16 protein-coding genes are annotated in these 18,156 nt (G+C 44.3%); all 16 read left to right on the forward strand.

All coding sequences use genetic code 11. From position 1 onward, the window contains the following. Positions 1-167: 167 nt before the first annotated feature. Positions 168-956 (forward strand): GTP-sensing pleiotropic transcriptional regulator CodY, encoded by a 789-nt coding sequence (gene codY / locus VB077_RS07645; protein WP_323414635.1) that lies wholly within the window; start codon positions 168-170, stop codon positions 954-956. Positions 957-975: 19 nt separating this feature from the next. Then, positions 976-1,422 carry a hypothetical protein gene (locus tag VB077_RS07650; protein WP_323414636.1) on the forward strand — a complete coding sequence of 149 codons (447 nt, stop codon included), beginning with the start codon at positions 976-978 and terminating at the stop codon, positions 1,420-1,422. A 178-nt stretch (positions 1,423-1,600) separates the two neighbouring features. After that, entirely contained in the window at positions 1,601-2,341 is a 741-nt protein-coding gene (rpsB, locus tag VB077_RS07655; RefSeq protein WP_323414637.1) for a 30S ribosomal protein S2, read from the forward strand. A gap of 136 nt (positions 2,342-2,477) precedes the next feature. After that, entirely contained in the window at positions 2,478-3,131 is a 654-nt protein-coding gene (gene tsf / locus VB077_RS07660) for a translation elongation factor Ts (RefSeq protein ID WP_323414638.1), read from the forward strand. Between the two features lie 103 nt (positions 3,132-3,234). After that, positions 3,235-3,957 carry a UMP kinase gene (gene pyrH, locus VB077_RS07665; protein ID WP_323414639.1) on the forward strand — a complete coding sequence of 241 codons (723 nt, stop codon included), beginning with the start codon at positions 3,235-3,237 and terminating at the stop codon, positions 3,955-3,957. Further along, positions 3,957-4,514, forward strand: a complete 558-nt coding sequence (gene frr, locus VB077_RS07670; protein ID WP_323414640.1) for a ribosome recycling factor — start codon at positions 3,957-3,959, stop codon at positions 4,512-4,514. Before pyrH ends, frr begins: the two co-directional genes overlap by 1 nt. 62 nt (positions 4,515-4,576) lie before the next feature. Next, positions 4,577-5,344, forward strand: coding sequence for an isoprenyl transferase (locus VB077_RS07675; RefSeq protein WP_323414641.1), 768 nt, complete (start codon positions 4,577-4,579; stop codon positions 5,342-5,344). 11 nt (positions 5,345-5,355) lie between these two features. After that, positions 5,356-6,144, forward strand: coding sequence for a phosphatidate cytidylyltransferase (locus VB077_RS07680; protein WP_323414642.1), 789 nt, complete (start codon positions 5,356-5,358; stop codon positions 6,142-6,144). Between the two features lie 7 nt (positions 6,145-6,151). Further along, positions 6,152-7,258: a sporulation integral membrane protein YtvI gene (ytvI, locus tag VB077_RS07685; RefSeq protein WP_416337045.1), complete on the forward strand. Its 1,107-nt coding sequence runs from the start codon at positions 6,152-6,154 to the stop codon at positions 7,256-7,258. Between the two features lie 18 nt (positions 7,259-7,276). After that, the gene (locus VB077_RS07690; RefSeq protein ID WP_323414643.1) at positions 7,277-8,425 is read left to right on the forward strand and encodes a 1-deoxy-D-xylulose-5-phosphate reductoisomerase; all 1,149 of its coding nucleotides are present in this window, start codon (positions 7,277-7,279) and stop codon (positions 8,423-8,425) included. A 53-nt stretch (positions 8,426-8,478) separates the two neighbouring features. Further along, complete coding sequence (gene rseP, locus VB077_RS07695) at positions 8,479-9,543, forward strand: RIP metalloprotease RseP (RefSeq protein WP_323414644.1); 1,065 nt, start codon at positions 8,479-8,481, stop codon at positions 9,541-9,543. 12 nt (positions 9,544-9,555) lie between these two features. After that, on the forward strand, positions 9,556-10,638 hold the full coding sequence (gene ispG, locus VB077_RS07700) for a flavodoxin-dependent (E)-4-hydroxy-3-methylbut-2-enyl-diphosphate synthase (protein WP_323414645.1): 1,083 nt from the start codon (positions 9,556-9,558) through the stop codon (positions 10,636-10,638). Positions 10,639-10,641: 3 nt separating this feature from the next. Beyond that, positions 10,642-12,366, forward strand: coding sequence for a proline--tRNA ligase (locus VB077_RS07705; RefSeq protein WP_323414646.1), 1,725 nt, complete (start codon positions 10,642-10,644; stop codon positions 12,364-12,366). 46 nt (positions 12,367-12,412) lie between these two features. After that, entirely contained in the window at positions 12,413-16,108 is a 3,696-nt protein-coding gene (locus VB077_RS07710; RefSeq protein ID WP_323414647.1) for a PolC-type DNA polymerase III, read from the forward strand. 209 nt (positions 16,109-16,317) lie between these two features. Then, the gene (rimP, locus tag VB077_RS07715) at positions 16,318-16,776 is read left to right on the forward strand and encodes a ribosome maturation factor RimP (RefSeq protein WP_323414648.1); all 459 of its coding nucleotides are present in this window, start codon (positions 16,318-16,320) and stop codon (positions 16,774-16,776) included. Positions 16,777-16,793: 17 nt separating this feature from the next. Beyond that, positions 16,794-18,155, forward strand: coding sequence for a transcription termination factor NusA (nusA, locus tag VB077_RS07720; RefSeq protein ID WP_323414649.1), 1,362 nt, complete (start codon positions 16,794-16,796; stop codon positions 18,153-18,155). The last annotated feature ends 1 nt before the right edge of the window (position 18,156 follow it).

The raw sequence follows: 18,156 nt of genomic DNA on the forward strand, positions 1-18,156 counted from the left end.
GCAATAAAAATTTTCTGAGGGAATTTCCAATTTGGTGTTTCCAAAAATGAAAACCCCCTACCGAAAAGTAGGAGGAATTCAATATTGATGGTTCAAGCAAAGTCTTGAACCATCTACCTCGGCGAATGCCGAGAGGCTATAGCTTATTTTTAAGGAGGAACTAATTCATGACAACATTATTAGAGAAAGCGCGCGCAATCAACAAGATTATCCAAAGGGCAGCCGGGCATCCTGTCGACTTTGAAGAAATGGCCCAAGTCTTAAGTGAAGCTATTGTCGCCAACTGCTACATTATAGGGCGCCGGGGAAAAATTATGGGATACAGCTTTATGCCGGATTTTAATTGTGACACGATGGAAGATATAGTCGTTCATTCCGAGCGCTTCCCTGAAAGTTATAATGAAGGCCTGATGAAAATCACAGAAACAACGTCAAACGCTTCTCAAGTCGCGAATGGATGTGTCTTCAACAACAACGAACGCTGTCATTTCAACAATAAGATTTCAACGATCGTTCCGGTTCTCGGAGGCGGCGAAAGAGTAGGTACTTTGGTATTGGCTAAATTTGATGAAGAGTTTACAGATGAAGACCTTGTTTTGGCTGAATACGGCGGAACGGTGGTCGGGATGGAAATCCTGCGCGTAAAAGCGGAGCGTGCCGAAGAAGAAGCCCGTAAAAAAGCAGCCGTTCAGATTGCGGTTGGAACACTCTCCTATTCTGAACTTGAAGCAGTTGAACATATTTTTTCCGAACTGGGGGGCGGCGATGGATTACTGGTCGCCAGCAAGGTTGCGGATCGCGTGGGGATCACTCGTTCGGTTATTGTCAATGCTCTCCGTAAGTTTGAATCCGCAGGCGTCATTGAATCTAAGTCCCTGGGAATGAAAGGAACCTATATTCGTGTTCTCAATGACTATCTATTGGATGAACTTGACAAAATAAAGCATAACAAGTAAGAAAAAGGGCGGGATGTTTATGCAGGAAGAGGAGCATGAATATCGATATCAACTTAAACCCTTGATTTTACCAGGTATCCTATTTTTAATAGGATACCCTGTTATTCTCTTCATATTAACGGCCGTTTTCAAAATTGCAATGCTTGAACTCTATATTCTGTTAGGACTGTATACTGCGACGTTTTTAAGTCTAATCGCAGTGTGGATTTATGGTCGCAGCAAACATCTGAGGATTGATGAAGAGAGTATTATTTTTTATTCACTAACAGGAGAGCATCAACTGTTTCCGGAGGATATCCGGCGGGTGGCTCTTTATACCCTGCCTAAAGGGAAAGAAATGGTGCGGATTAAGACTAAACGGAATCAGATCTATTATATATCCGAACTTTACTTTCCTTTTCCGGAGCTGATGGCTGAGCTTGAGTATTTCGTTAAAAATCATACGATACGCTCAAACCTGAGTTAATGAATTAACGATCTATATTTGAAAAAATTCAGCGGATTTTCTTGCAAAGAAAAACGGGTTATGGTATTCTACTAAAGGTGTATTACACACGCAGTGGGATTTGCGATTCTGTTCCCTATTAGGGCGAATCGGAAGATGAACCTGCGGAGGAAAAAACAAAGAGAGGAGGTGCAACACAATGGCTGTAATTTCTATGAAACAATTACTAGAAGCCGGTGTTCACTTCGGTCATCAAACACGTCGCTGGAATCCTAAGATGGCTCGTTATATTTTTACGGAGCGCAATGGTATTTATATCATTGACCTGCAAAAAACCGTAAAAAAAGTAGACGAAGCCTACAATTTCGTGCGTAATCTTGCTGCGGATGGGGGAACGATGTTATTCGTCGGAACCAAAAAGCAGGCCCAAGAGTCAGTGAAAGAAGAAGCTGAACGCTGCGGAATGTATTATATCAATGAGCGTTGGCTCGGAGGTATGCTAACAAACTTCCAAACCATTCAAAAACGTGTAACTCGTCTCAAAGAGTTAGAGCGGATGGAAGCCGAAGGAGTATTTGAAATTCTTCCGAAGAAGGAAGTTGCCAATCTTCGTCATGAGATGGAAAAACTTGAGCGCTTCTTAGGCGGAATTAAGACAATGAAGAAACTTCCTGATGCATTGTTCATTGTTGACCCCCGCAAAGAGCGTATTGCAGTTGCCGAAGCACGTCGCTTGAATATTCCTATCGTAGGTATCGTTGATACGAACTGCGATCCGGATGAGATCGATGTTGTCATCCCGGCTAATGATGATGCTATTCGTGCGGTTAAACTTTTAACAGCTAAGATGGCTGATGCAATTATTGAAGCTCAACAAGGCAGCGTCGATGAAGAAGCTCCTGTAGAAGAAGCACCGGTTGAAGAAGTTACTGCTGAATAATTATCCCTCAAAGATTAAGGATAGGGAATAAAAAGAGGGGCAGGGTGAAGAAGGGTTGGCTAAACTTCCCTGATGCTCATCCTGCCCTTTTTTGGTGTCAATGAATTAAATGTACATATAGATGGAGGTTTTATTAATGGCTGAAATAACGGCAGCTCTTGTTAAGGAGCTTCGCGAGCGCACTGGTTCGGGAATGATGGATTGCAAAAAGGCACTGACAGAAGTCGGCGGAGATCTGGAAAAAGCAATTGACTTATTGCGTGAAAAAGGTTTAGCAGCCGCGGCGAAAAAGGAAGGCCGAATTGCTGCGGAAGGAATTGTTTATTCTTATATTCATGGCGGCGGCCGGATTGGGGTTCTCCTTGAAGTAAATTGCGAGACTGACTTTGTTGCCAATACTGAGGATTTCCGACTTTTTGTTCGTGATATTGCCTTGCACATCGCTGCAGCAAAGCCGGAGTACTTAACTAAAGAAGACGTTCCCGAAGATGTTTTGCAACATGAAAAGGACATTCTAAGAGCTCAGGCTCTCAACGAAGGAAAACCCGAAAAAATCATTGAAAAAATGGTTGAAGGACGAATCGGCAAATTCTATAAAGAAACGTGCTTAATGGATCAAGAATTTGTTAAAGATCCTGAGAAAACAATCCATGATCTCGTTGTTGAAAAAACGGCTAAAATCGGTGAGAAGATTGTTATTCGCCGTTTCACTCGCTATGAATTAGGCGAAGGAATCGAAAAGAGACAAGAAGACTTTGCAGCTGAGGTTGCGAAGGAAGTAAGCCGCTAAGGAAAGCGTATAGAGAACACTTAGGTGTTCTCTTTTTCGAATCGCTGCAATTTGCATTAGGAAATTACTAGGCTGATGTAGTATTATATAAGGGAGGTTAATGATGGAGACACCACGATACCACAGAGTTATTCTAAAACTGAGTGGTGAGGCCTTGGCTGGAAGTCAAGGTTTTGGAATTGCTCAAGAGATGCTGGTAACAGTTGCACAACAGGTTGCCGAAATTCGTAGTCTGGGTGTGGAAGTGGCCCTAGTCGTTGGCGGGGGAAACATTTGGCGGGGAATCTCGGGAAGCTCCCAAGGAATGGATCGTGCGACAGCCGATTATATGGGAATGTTGGCGACTGTGATGAACGCACTTGCCCTCCAAGATGCTCTTGAAAAGGTAGGAATGGCAACACGGGTTTTGTCGGCTATTGAAATGAGACAGGTGGCTGAACCGTATATTCGTCGACGGGCGATTCGCCATTTGGAAAAAGGGCGGGTTGTGATTTTCGCCGCAGGTACGGGAAATCCTTTCTTTTCAACAGATACAACGGCGGCGTTAAGAGCAGCGGAAATAGAAGCTGAAGCCATCCTGATGGCGAAGCAGGTCGATGGTGTATATGATTCTGATCCCGTAAAGAATCCTGATGCGGTTAAATTTGATAAGCTGAGTTATTTAGAAGTTTTAAGCCGGGGTTTAAAGGTGATGGATTCTACGGCAACCTCATTATGTATGGATAATAATATTCCTCTCATTGTTTTTAATCTCAAAGAGAAAGGTAACATTTACAAAGCGATCATGGGTGAGCCGATTGGCACTTATGTAGGGAGGGAAATTTAATGATTAACGAGGTCCTAAAGGATGCGGAAGAACGCATGCACAAAGGTGTGGAGTCCCTGCGGAGGGAATATACGGTTATACGTGCGGGGCGGGCTACTCCCAGTCTGTTAGATCGAGTTATGGTTGAGTATTATGGAACACCGACGCCCATCAATCAATTAGCTAATATTTCGGTTCCCGAACCGCGGATGCTTGTTTTACAGCCCTGGGATAGAAGTGTTTTGCCGGCAGTTGAGAAGGCAATAATGAAATCTGATCTCGGCTTAAATCCCTCCAGCGACGGTAATGTTATTCGCTTGATAATTCCGCAGTTAACGGCGGAACGCAGAAACGAATTGGTCAAGACCGTTAAGAAAAAAGCGGAAGATGCAAGAGTCGTGATTCGAAACATACGAAGAGATGTAAATGATCAAATTAAAAAACTGGAAAAAGATCATACCGCCTCCGAAGACGATGCGAAACGTGCTCAAGAAGATGTTCAGAAAATGACAGACAAGTTTATTAAAGAAATTGATCGCATCATGGACACAAAAGAACAGGAAATCATGGAAGTGTAAATATGACCCCCTCATTTGGGGGTCTTTGACCACCCAAAGCCGGCCAAAGGGAGGTGGAGAAGATGTGGCTCAGTTTTAGGAATAATAAAGATAAGTCTATTTCCACAGAGGAAATTGATCTTAAACGTCTGCCGCGCCATATCGCAATCATCATGGATGGAAATGGTCGGTGGGCACAAAAGAGGGGATTTCCGCGCGCAGCGGGACATCGTGCAGGAGTGGAAGCAATTCGCAGCATCGTCAAAACGTGCTCTAATTTGAAAGTTGAAATATTAACGGTTTATGCCTTTTCAACAGAAAACTGGCGAAGACCCCAAGAAGAAGTCAGTATCCTGATGCGTTTACTGACGGAATACTTGCGCAATGAACTCCGTGAGCTTCATGAGAATAATGTCAAAATTATGACGATGGGGGATATTACCCTTTTACCGCTTGAAGCCCAGAAGGAATTATCGAAGGCAACCGATCAAACCCGTCATAACACAGGTTTGATCCTTAACTTAGCTTTAAATTATGGAGGGCGCGCCGAAATTACGCGGGCATTACGCATACTCGGGGAAGAGATCAAGCAAGGAAAGCTAGCCCCGGAGGATATCGATGAGGAACGAATCAGTGCTTCATTATTCACAGCGGGTTTACCTGACCCTGATCTATTGATTCGTACTTCCGGGGAAATGCGTTTGAGTAATTTTATGCTCTGGCAGCTGGCGTACACGGAGATTGTAGTAACCGAGCAGCTATGGCCGGATTTTAATTCCAATTTATTATTGGATGCTATTAAAACATATCAACATCGGGAACGCCGCTTCGGCGGGCTCAAAAAGAAATAAGGGAGTTCTATATGTTAGTTAGAACCATAACCGCTTTAATAGGTGCGCCGCTCCTGCTGGGTTTAACTTACCTTGGCGGATCTTATACGGCACTATTGACCGCGGTAATCGGATTATTGACACTCCATGAATTCCAGGAGATTGCCCGTAAACTGGGAGTGAATATTTGGACGAAGGCAACTTACTTGGGTGCTGTTGTTTGGCTTGTGCTTATAACTTCGGGTCAAAGAGAGTGGCTGTTTCCATTTTTAATTTTTTGGTTACTAATATGTCTGGGACGGATGGGAATTCAATATCCTCAGGTTCGTTTTTCTGAGGTCGGTATGAATTTCCTCAGCATTGTTTATACCGTAATTCTGAGTTCGCATCTTTTAATGCTTCGTTCTTTGGAACAAGGGAGAGCTTGGGCATTTTTAGCGTTCTTTTTGGTATGGGCGACAGATACCTTTGCATATATTATTGGGAGAGCTATAGGAAAGCATCCTCTTGCTCCTCAGGTCAGTCCGAATAAAACGGTTGAAGGTTCTGTCGGCGGACTGGTCGGGGCAGTCTTGACCAGCTTGATTGCCGCACAGGTCATGGATGGAATACCTTGGACCTTCTTTTTGGGACTGGGTTTAATTATAGGTCTTAGTGCTCAAATTGGTGATCTGTTTGAATCGGCTTTAAAACGAAGCGCAGGTGTTAAGGATTCGGGCAAATTACTACCGGGTCACGGCGGCTTTTTAGATCGTTTTGACAGTATGCTTTTTGCTTTTCCAATTGTGTATTACTCAGTTTTGTTTTTTATCGTGAGGTGAATAGTGTTTGAATGATTCCCCGAAAAGTAAGTTCATGACCAACCTAAACCGTTTGGTTGTTGTTACAAGTGTGCTTGTTCTGCTTAAGGCTTTTACATATTTTGTTCAAACGTTTCTGCCTGTCTTTGGGAAGTTTATAAGCACATTGTTCTATGCTTTTTTGCCTTTCATTCTCGCTTTTTTAATTGCTCTTTTAATGGAACCCTTAGTAACGCAGTTAATACGGGGCATGAAAATAAAACGCCCTCTTGCTTCAATAGTTGTTCTTATTCTCGTGATCGTGGCTATTATTCTTTTTGTCACATTGATTGTTGTTAGGCTTTATAATGAGTTATCGGCGCTTGCTATGGCTTTGCCTGATTATAGCTATTTTATGGGTTTATTCAATCAACTGATTGATAATGCGGAGAAATTTGTGGTTATTAATCCTAAAATCCAAGCCACGTTAAATTCCTCAATGGGTACAATATTAAACTCCTTACAAAATGGGGCTGCCACGGCAAGTATAGCACTTTTAAATTTCTTAACAGCTATACCCGGCTTTTTTATCATCGTGGTCATCGCTATTATCGCTACTTACATGATGAGCGCGAGCTTTCCCGGAGTTAAACGTTTCCTTCAGGGACTTGTTCCCAAACGATGGCATATAGGGGCTCAATCCGTGGGTCAAGACCTTGGTTATGCCATTGCCGGTTTTGTTCGGGCGGAGACGATTTTGATTACGATTACCGGTGCCATTTTGACGATTGGCTTAGTGTTGATGGGAAATCCATACGCTTTTACGGTTGGTTTATTATCCGCATTTTTGGATCTGATGCCTATTGTGGGAACAGGTTTAATTTACGTGCCTTGGGCAGTTGTTTTGCTTATTATGGGATCGGTTTCCGAGGCAGTCAAGCTTATGATTGTTTGGATTGTGGCCTTAGTCGTCCGCCAGGCTTTGGAGCCGAAGATTATGTCAAGGGGTATTGGACTTCATCCGCTGCCCACTTTGATTTCAATGTATGTCGGTTTAAAATTGCTGGGAGGGTTTGGTTTGGTGCTGGGTCCCGGCTTGGTTATCTTTTATGAGGCCTTACGCAAAGCGGGAGCTTTTTCAGACCCTAAAAATTAGGACGAAAGTGTGATTAGCGTGAAAACTATAACTGTCCTTGGATCAACAGGATCAATCGGAACACAGACATTAGATGTTGTCCGGGAAAATCCGGATAAACTTCAAGTCTATGCTCTGGTGGCAGGAACTCGTGTCGATGAAATGGAACATCAGGTTCGAGAATTCAAACCTCAAATCGCGGCTATGATGGATGAGAAAGCTGCAGGGGAATTGAAGGCACGTTTGCATGATTTACCGGTCATTGTTGAACAGGGCATGAATGGAATTATGCGTACGGTAACGGCCGATAAACCTGATACCGTCGTTACGGCAATCAGTGGAAGAATTGGCCTTGAGCCCACGCTGGCAGCTATAAAAGAGGGAAAAAATATTGCCTTGGCTAATAAGGAAACGCTCGTTGCCGGCGGGGATCTTGTGATGGATACCGCAAAACGTTTTGGCTGTTCAATTATCCCTGTTGATAGTGAGCATTCGGCTATTTTTCAGTGTTTGGAAGAGCCGAACGGACTTCTTGAGAAAATTCTGATCACGGCATCGGGAGGACCTTTCTTGGGGTGGCCCCCGGAGAAATTAAATGAAGTAACTCCGGAGATGGCCTTAAAACACCCCAATTGGAGCATGGGTGCTAAGATAACAATTGACTCAGCGACAATGATGAATAAGGGTTTAGAAGTCATTGAAGCCCATCATCTGTTTGGTTTGGGCTATGATCAAATTGAAGTATTGATTCATCCCCAGAGTATTGTTCATTCCATGGTGCAATATCAGGATGGAAGTATTCTAGCTCAATTAGGTCGTCCGGACATGCGTCTGCCGATTCAGTATGCTTTAAGCTATCCGGTGCGTTGGCCTAATCGCTTTGAAAGACTGGATCTTAGAGGAAAAACGTTGACTTTTATAGAACCTAATTTACAAGAGATTCCCGCGTTGGCCCTAGCCTATGAAGCGGGAAGACGGGGAGGAACTCTTCCCGCAGTCATGAATGCAGCCAATGAGGTTGCGGTATATGCCTTCCTCGAAAGAAAGATAGGGTATAGGCAAATCGTTCATATTGTAGAAAGCATCTGCGAGGAACATGAAGTGTTGGATGCTGCTGATTTGGAAAGTATAATAGAGGCTGATGACTGGGCTCGTAAGCGTGCTCGCGAACGAATTCAGAACGGTTAAAGCAGGGTGCTCACGTTCTGGGACAGAGAGTAATCAGGAGGGGTAGTTGCGTAATGAATAATGCCTTAGCCATTATTTTTGTTTTTGGGTTGCTCGTGATGATCCATGAATTTGGGCACTATATTGTCGCACGTTTAAATGGGATCAAGGTACTGGAATTTGCGTTCGGTTTTGGTCCGAAAATTATCGGTTATAAGGGTAAGGATACGGAATATAATCTGCGAATCATTCCTTTGGGAGGATATGTTCGATTATATGGAATGGACCAAGAGGTTGATGAAAACGGCGAACGAGTTCTAGCTTATTCAAATGACCCCAAAAGCTTTATGAATAAAAAGGTTTGGCAGAGAATGGCGGTTATTGCCGCAGGCGCAATTATGAACTTCGTCCTGGCCATTGTTCTCTTCATCCTTGTCTTTGCTTATTTCGGCATTCCTTCGGCCGCAAAGGGGAATGCCATTGGTTCGGTTGTCGATGGAAAACCGGCGGCACAGGTTGGAATTCAAGCCGGAGCTAAAATTCTTGCCGTCGATGGTGTCCCTACGCCTGAATGGGCAGATTGTGTGGATGCTATTCATGCCAAGCCGAATCAAAAGATTACCCTTACGGTTGAACAAGGGGGTAAACAAGAAAACTTTTCCCTGCTCACTGAACAAGATAAACAATCCGGCTATGGGATGGTGGGAATTTCTCCAGAAATAATTTATAAGAAAACTTCGCTGTCCAATGCCGTGAAATACGGTTGGGATCAAACAGTCTATTTAACGAAACTTATTGTAATCACGATAGCCCAAATGATTACCGGTAAGACTTCAGCAGAACTGGGAGGGCCGGTTGCCATTGCTCAAGTTATAGGTGAAGGGGCAAAACAGGGATGGGCGGATTTGCTCAGTTTAACAGGCATGCTAAGCGTCCAACTGGGGCTTCTTAATCTTTTCCCCATTCCCGCATTAGATGGCAGCCGGTTAGTATTCCTTTTGATTGAAGGGTTGCGCGGAAAACCGATCAATCCCGAGAAGGAAAACTTTATTCATTTTATCGGTTTTGTTTTATTGTTTGCGCTAATGATTGCGGTGACCTATCAAGACATTGTTAAACTCTTTACTGGCAAAGGGTAGGAGGCAAAAGCTGTGCCAAGAAAACAAACAAAAGCGGTTAAGATTGGAAATGTGACTATCGGCGGAGGGGCACCGATAGTTATCCAATCGATGACCAATACGGACACAAGAGATATTGAGGCGACACTCCGACAAATAGAAGCATTGGCGCGGGCCGGCTGCGAGGTCGTCCGCGTTGCGGTGCTTGATCAGGATGCGGCCTATAGTATTAAAGAAATTACCGCCAAAAGCGTTCTCCCCGTGATTGCCGATATTCATTTTGATTATCGTCTAGCCCTGATTGCGGTTGAACAGGGAATTCACGGTTTGCGGCTAAATCCCGGTAATATAGGGGCCCGCTGGAAGGTCCAAGAGGTCGTTCGTGCGGTTAAGGAACGGGAGATCCCGATTCGTATCGGTGTGAATGCAGGTTCGCTGGATAAGGAAATCCGCGAAAAGTTTCAGGGTATTACAGCCGAAGGCATGGTGGAAAGCGCTTTGAATCATATTCACGTGCTGGAAGACGAGGGATATGATAAAATAAAAGTCTCCTTAAAAGCTTCCGATGTTCCGCTGATGCTTAAAGCTTACCGTTTAATGTCAGAGACAGTAGATTATCCGTTACACGTCGGTGTCACTGAGGCGGGAACGGTTCGCTCGGGTTTAGTGAAATCAGCGGTTGGCATTGGAACCTTGCTGGCCGAGGGAATTGGGGATACGATACGGGTGTCCTTAACAGGGGATCCTGTACAAGAGATACCCGTTGCCTTGCAGATTTTAAGGGTTCTGGGGCTGCGGGAAAGCGGTGTGGATCTGATCAGCTGTCCAACGTGCGGACGGACTCAGGTTAATCTTGCCGAACTCGCCGACCAAGTGGAAACAAAGCTTTCAAGTCTTCCTCCCTTGGACAGGCCCCTGAAAGTTGCGGTGATGGGCTGTGCAGTCAATGGTCCGGGAGAAGCCCGTGAAGCCGATTTTGGAATAGCCGGTGGTAAAGGGATGGGGCTGCTTTTCCGCAAAGGAGAGATTGTTGCCCATTTACCCGAAAATGAATTGTTGCCGGCATTGCTCAAGGAAATTGAAGATTACGTAAGAGATCATGGGAAGGATGAATAATATATGCGTGTTAGCCAAGTTCTGAATCCTACACTGCGGGAAGTCCCGGCTGAGGCTGAAGTGGTCAGCCAGAAGCTGATGCTTCGTGCGGGTTTGATCCGTAAAGCAGGTGCGGGGGTTTATACGTATTTGCCTTTAGGCTTAAGAATCCTTAAGAAGATTGAACAGATTGTCAGAGAAGAAATGGATGCTAAAGGGGGACAAGAGGTTTTGCTGCCCATCATCCAGCCTGCCGAGCTTTGGCGGGAAACGGGACGGTGGGATGTTTATGGCCCTGAAATGTTCCGATTAGTGGATCGTCATGAGCGTGAATTTTGTTTAGGACCGACCCATGAAGAGATTGTAACAGATTTAGTACGCGGAGAAGTTCGCTCCTATAAACAATTACCGTTACTTCTCTATCAAATCCAAAATAAGTATCGTGATGAACGGCGCCCTCGGTTTGGTTTAATGCGGGGACGGGAATTTGTCATGAAGGACTTATATTCTTTTGATATTGATGAGGCAGGTCTTAATGTAAGTTATAAAAAAATGTATGATGCCTATACGCGCATTTTCACACGCTGCGGGCTGACTTTCCGGCCTGTTGAAGCAGATGCGGGCGCTATTGGCGGGAGCGGCGGAACTCACGAATTTATGGTACTTGCTGAATCCGGGGAGGCTGCTGTTGTCTATTGTCCGGAATGTGATTACGCAGCCAATGTTGAGAAAGCGGAGTGCCGTCCCCAACCTATGGAGAGCGATCCTGTCACCGAAAACTATAGCTTGGTTGAAACCCCTCAGATGAAAACCATCGAACAGGTTTCCGATTTTCTGGGATTAAAACAGCACGAACTCGTGAAATCCCTGTTATACCAAGGCGATGATCAGATCTTCCTCGTGCTGGTGCGGGGTGATCGTGAGATCAATGAAATTAAGCTCAATAATATGCTCGGGCCATTTCTCAACCTACAGCTTGCAGAGCCCGAGGTTGTTCGTCAAACATTAGGCTGCGAACCGGGTTTTGTAGGACCGATCAATGTTCCCGGCAATTTAAAAGTTGTTGCTGACTTGGAAGTCCCGCTGATGAAAAAAGCGGCCTGCGGTGCAAATCAAGCGGAACATCATTACTTCAATGTCCTTCCGGAACGCGATTTCCGGATCGATCAGGTTTTTGATCTGCGCATGATTGTAGCCGGGGAAAAATGCCCCAAATGCGGAGGCGAATTAAAAGAAGCACGCGGAATTGAAGTGGGTCAAGTCTTTAAACTGGGAACAAAGTACTCAAAAGCGCTTAATGCAAACTTTGTCGATGAGAACGGCCAGGAAAAACCTTGTGTTATGGGATGCTACGGTGTTGGTGTCAGCCGGACAATGGCTGCGGCGATTGAACAAAACAATGACAAGGACGGAATTATTTGGCCAATCCCGATTGCGCCTTACCAAGTTATCGTTGTTCCCGTGAGCATGAAAGATAAGCAAGTTGTCGAAACCGCGGAAAAAATATATGAAGAACTCCGTCAGACAGGCGTAGAAGTGATTATCGATGACCGTGACGAGCGCCCCGGCGTTAAGTTTAAAGATGCTGATCTCGTGGGTTATCCTCTTCGCGTGACGATTGGCAGCAAGACGCTTGCCCAGGGCCAAGTTGAACTTCGCCTGCGTAAATCAGGCGAGATGGAGCTTGTGAACGTTGAGGAACTGACGAGCCGAGTTAAAGGAATTATTGCGGATGCGTTAAAATACTAAACATTTTAGGAACTATTGTTTAGGTCTATGGATGGGAGGAATTTAAGTGTCAAGACCTGTTTTGCTGGGGGAGGTCCCATTTTTGAGTCAACTTCCCCTTGATCGGCAGGAACCATTCCGTCCCTATTTCTCAACAATTGAATTAAAGCAGGTGGAGGTTCTTCCTCAAGAAAGGAAATGGATCCTTCACCTTTCTTCATCCCAGTTCATTCAACATGATTTTTTAGATGATTTCACCTGTTTTCTCAAGGAATTTGTACCAGAGGTTGATGAAATTAATTGTTCGGTTGAATATGAATCAGCCATCCAAAATATTGAGGAACTCTGCCAAAGACATTGGCCGGAGATTGCTCACGATCTTGCGGAAATGTTGCCCGTTTTCAAAGGTTGGCTTGGAGAGGGTTCTTCGTATCAGGCGCGGGGTGAAGAATTAAAGATATTTGTTCCCAATGCTTTGGGAATCGAGTATTTCAATACGAAAAAGGGGACGTTAGAACGGTATTTTATGACGAAATTCGGTTTGAAGTGCTCTTTATGCTGTGAAATGAAGGAAAGTTCCGCCAGTGAGGATATCCTTGCGCAGACGGTGGAAGAAGAACAGAGAATTCTTCAACAGATGCTGACCCAACCTAAGGAAAATGCTAAGGGGAAAGCGGAGCAAAAAGAAACCGATTTGATCTTAGGCAAAGAATTCAATGGTGAAACTATCCCGCTTCATGAAGTCCAGGATGAGGAACGGCAGATTATTGTAGCCGGTGAAGTCTTTGGAATAGAATATCGGCAGCTGAAATCCGGACGGCAGCTTTTAACGTTTAACTTGGCGGATAAGACAGATTCGATTTCCGCAAAGGTCTTCTTGAACGAGGGTGTGGAGAGCCTTAACCTCAAGGAAGGTAAATGGTTTAAAATTCGCGGCTCAGTGCAGTTTGATAAGTATTCTTCTGACTTAACCCTAATGCCCAAGGATATTGTGCGTACGAAGCCCGTAATCCGGATAGATGAAGCTGCAGAAAAGCGGGTCGAGCTTCATTTGCATACAAGGATGTCAACGATGGATGGCATGTCTACGGCCGAAGAACTCGTTGGCCGTGCTAAAGCCTGGGGTCATGAAGCTATTGCAATTACCGACCATGGTGTTGTTCAAGCTTTTCCGGAAGCGGCAGATGCGGGGTTAAAATATGGAATTAAGGTCATTCTTGGTGTTGAAGGCTATTTGCTGGATGATGCGCCGGGGCCATTGCCCTTAAAGCAGCGTAAGGCTCGGCATATTATTATCCTTGCTAAAAATTACACAGGACTAAAAAACCTCTATAAGCTAATCACTGTTTCCCACCTTGAGCATTTTTATCGGCGTCCGCGCATTCCCCGTTCAAAAATCACCGAATTTCGGGAAGGCTTGATTGTCGGTTCTGCCTGTGAAGCAGGCGAATTGATTCAGGGAATTTTGGCAAAGAAGTCTTGGGACGAATTAAAAGAAATTGCCGCATTTTATGATTACCTCGAAATTCAGCCGATAGGGAATAATGCGTTTATGCTGCGTACAAATCAAGTGGAGAATGAAGAAGGGCTAAGGGAGATCAACCGTACGGTTTGGCGGTTAGGACAGGAACTCGATTTACCTGTAGTTGCCACAGGTGATGTTCATTTTTTGGATCCTGAGGATGAATACTATCGGCGAATTCTCATGGCAGGTAAAGGGTTTGAAGATGCTGACCAGCAAGCCCCTTTATTCTTTCGTACGACCGAGGAAATGCTTGAGGAGTTCTCCTATCTGGGTGAAAAAGAAGCCCTAGATGCTGTAGTTCATGCTCCTCAAAAGATTGCCAATCAAGTTGAGGTGCTGAAGCCTTTTCCGGATGATTTGCATTCACCTACGATTCAGGGGGCTGAGGAAAAAATTGAAAGCATGACTTGGCAAAGAGCGAAGGAACTCTATGGTGAAAAACTTCCGGAAGTTGTTAAAAATCGTTTGGATAAGGAACTTAAGTCGATTATCGGCAATGGGTTCGCCGTGCTCTATCTGATTGCCCACTTGCTTGTGAAGAAGTCCAACGAGGACGGTTATCTGGTAGGCTCTCGAGGATCGGTAGGATCTTCACTCGTAGCGACGATGACCGGAATTACTGAGGTAAATTCCTTGCCGCCGCATTACCGTTGTGTAAATCCGGAGTGCTTGCATTCAATATGGATTGAAGACGGAAGTGTCGGGTGCGGTATAGACCTGCCTGATAAGAATTGCCCTAAATGTGGTCAACTTATGGCTAAAGACGGGCATGATATTCCGTTTGAAACATTTTTAGGCTTCAAAGGAGATAAGGTACCTGATATCGATTTAAACTTCTCCGGTGATTATCAACCCCGTGCCCATAAATATACAGAGGAAATTTTCGGGGAAGGCTATGTTTTCCGTGCGGGAACGATTGCAACAGTGGCGGAAAAAACGGCTTTTGGCTATGTCAAAAACTATCTTGAAGAGCGAAAGATACGGGTTCGGCCGGCGGAAATGTCGCGTTTAATACGAGGCTGCACCGGAGTTAAACGAACGACAGGACAACATCCGGGCGGAGTCATGGTTGTGCCTAAGGAATGTGATGTTTATGATTTTACCCCCTTGCAGCATCCGGCGGACGATCCTAACTCCGGTATCATAACAACGCATTTTGATTATCACTCTATTTCGGGACGCCTTGTAAAGTTGGATATCCTGGGCCATGATGATCCTACGGTAATCAGGATGCTTGAGGATTTAACAGGGATCGATGCCCAAAAGATTCCCCTCGATGATTCGGAGACGATGTCCTTGTTCTGCTCACCTAAAGCTTTAGGGGTTACCGAGGAGCAAATTCGCTCAAAAAGCGGAACATATGGTATACCGGAATTTGGTACAAAATTTACCCGCCAAATGCTTGAGGATATTCAACCCAAGACCTTCTCAGACCTTGTTCGTATATCCGGGTTTTCTCATGGTACAGATGTCTGGCTGGGAAATGCTCAAGAGCTGATACGAAACGGGACAGCGGAAATGTCCGAGCTCATTGGCTGTCGCGATGATATCATGGTGTATTTGATTCATAAAGGTCTTGAACCGGGATGGGCGTTTAAAATTATGGAAAGTGTACGGAAAGGGAAAGGACTCAAGCCGGATGATATTGAGGAAATGAAGGCTCATGATGTTCCTGACTGGTATGTTGAATCCTGTTTAAAAATCAAGTATATGTTCCCTAAGGCTCATGCTGTAGCTTATGTGACGATGGCTTTTCGGATTGCTTGGTTTAAGGTTCATTGTCCGGAGGCCTATTATGCGACCTACTTTTCCATTCGCGCGGATGAATTCGATGTTGATTTAATGGTTCAAGGCGCCGATGCTTGTCGGCGGAAGATGGATGAAATAGAAGCAAAGGGCAATGATGTTTCTGTGAAAGAAAAAGGTCTGATGACTATTCTCGAACTGGTTTTAGAAATGTGGTGCCGAGGAATTACCTTGCGCAAAGTTGATCTTTGGGAGTCAGATGCCACTAAATTCAAGATTACGCCAACGGGGATTCTTCCTCCTTTTGCCTCCTTACAGGGGTTGGGCGAAAGTGCTGCACGAAGTCTTGTTGCGCTTCGGGAGAAAGGAAATATCAAGTCAATCGAAGATCTGCGTTCACTAGCCAAGCTAAGCAAAACAGTAATTGAAATTCTTCAAAATCACGGCTGCTTAAAAGAACTTCCCGAACAAAACCAACTTAGCTTGTTTTAGCCTGTATTAACCATTATTTTCTACCGAGAGTGTTGCTAACGATTAAAGGATATGCTATATTTAAAGTAAGAATTTTAGAAACGAAGTGAGGAGTGGGTTTTGGACCCACTCTTTCATTTGCACTGTCAGAAAGAATAATGAAAGAATAACTTTACAATTCCTTCGCAAGACTATGAATAGCAAGGGCCAAAAATAAAGGAGAGATACACATGGGACAGCCAATTGAGCAGAAAGTTGAAGTTTTAGTTACACCCATTATTCAAGAACTGGGACTTGAACTGGTAGCCGTTGAATACATAAAAGAAGGCGTGCATTGGTACCTCCGACTTTATATTGATAAAGAGGAAGGAGTCGACCTAGATGATTGTACAAATGTAAGTCATGCTGTCAGTGATCTCTTAGACAAAAATGACCCAATACCGCAGGCATACATGTTAGAAGTATCTTCTCCGGGACTGGAGCGCCCGTTAAAAAAGGATGAGGATTTTATTCGTTTTCAAGGGAAGCTGGTTCATATCCGCACGAAAGAGGCCTTTCAAGGCTATCAGGAATTTACCGGCTACCTAGCGGGAATCGATAATGAAGCCATTATTCTCGAATATGAAAAAGAGAAGGTACAACTTCCTAAAAATATTATTGAAAAAGCTAATATAGCGTTAGAGTTTTAGGGGAGGAAAAGTTAATAATGAATATGGAGTTCATTGAAGCTATACATGAACTGGAAAAAGAACGAGGAATTTCAGCAGATGTGCTATTTGAAACGATTGAAGCCGCACTTATTTCCGCCTATAAAAAGAACTTTGCATCCTTACAAAATGTAAGGGTCAGCATTGACAGGACGACAGGTGAATTCAAAGTTTATTCAAGGAAAAATGTTGTCGAAGAGATTGAAGACGAGCGTACTCAGGTTACATTAGAGGAAGCCCGTAAAATTGATCCTAATTATAACATTGATGACATTGTTGAATATGAAGTTACTCCTCGCGATTTTGGACGGATTGCAGCGCAAACAGCGAAACAGGTGGTCGTCCAAAGAATTCGTGAAGCCGAACGCGGTATGATTTATGACGAATATATTAACCGTGAAGGTGACATCGTTACTGGTGTTGTTCAACGATACGACCAGAAAAACGTTATCGTGGATCTTGGAAAGGTTGAAGCGATTTTAGCCGCACAGGAACAAATTCCCGGAGAAACATATCAGGCCTTCGAACGGATTAAAACCTATGTCGTCGAAGTCAAGAAGACAACCAAAGGACCACAGATTATGCTCTCGAGAACGCATCCCGGACTTATTAAACGTCTTTTTGAATTGGAAGTTCCGGAAATCCATGATGGGTTTGTTGAGATTAAAGGCGTATCTCGTGAAGCAGGTGCCCGTTCGAAGATTGCTGTTTATTCACGTGATCCTAATGTTGACCCGGTAGGTGCCTGCGTCGGGCCAAAGGGAAGCAGGGTACAAACGATTGTCAACGAACTTAAAGGAGAAAAAATTGACATTGTTAACTACTCGCCTGAACCGGAGGAGTTTGTGGCGAATGCCCTGTCACCGGCAAAGGTCATCGGTGTTTATCCTAAACCCAATGAGAAGGTAGCTCTTGTGGTGGTTCCCGATTATCAGCTTTCTCTGGCCATAGGTAAAGAAGGCCAAAATGCGCGTTTAGCCGCTAAATTGACGAACTGGAAGATTGATATTAAATCCGAATCGCAAGCCTTAGCCCAAAATTTAATTCCGGAAAGTGCCGATGAAGAATCCGTGGAATATGATGAGTACGACGAATATGATGAAAACTACGATGAAAACTATGATGAGTACGACGAATACGATGAGTATAATGAATATGAACAAAATGCCGAGGAATATGATGAGTTCTCTGATTACAGCGACGAATCCGCTGAGTATGATGAGGGTGTAGGTTATGACGCAAATGCCGGTTATGAAGAAGATGAGTCGGGAATAAACGATCATAGTGAAATCAATGAAACAAGCGAAACAAATCACACCCGTGCTTCTAAAGAAGGCAAAAAGAAAAAGGGAAAGCGGTGAG

Origin of the sequence: Desulfitobacterium sp., from assembly GCF_034927245.1 — a bacterium.
Taxonomy (GTDB): Bacteria; Bacillota; Desulfitobacteriia; order Desulfitobacteriales; family Desulfitobacteriaceae; genus Desulfitobacterium_A.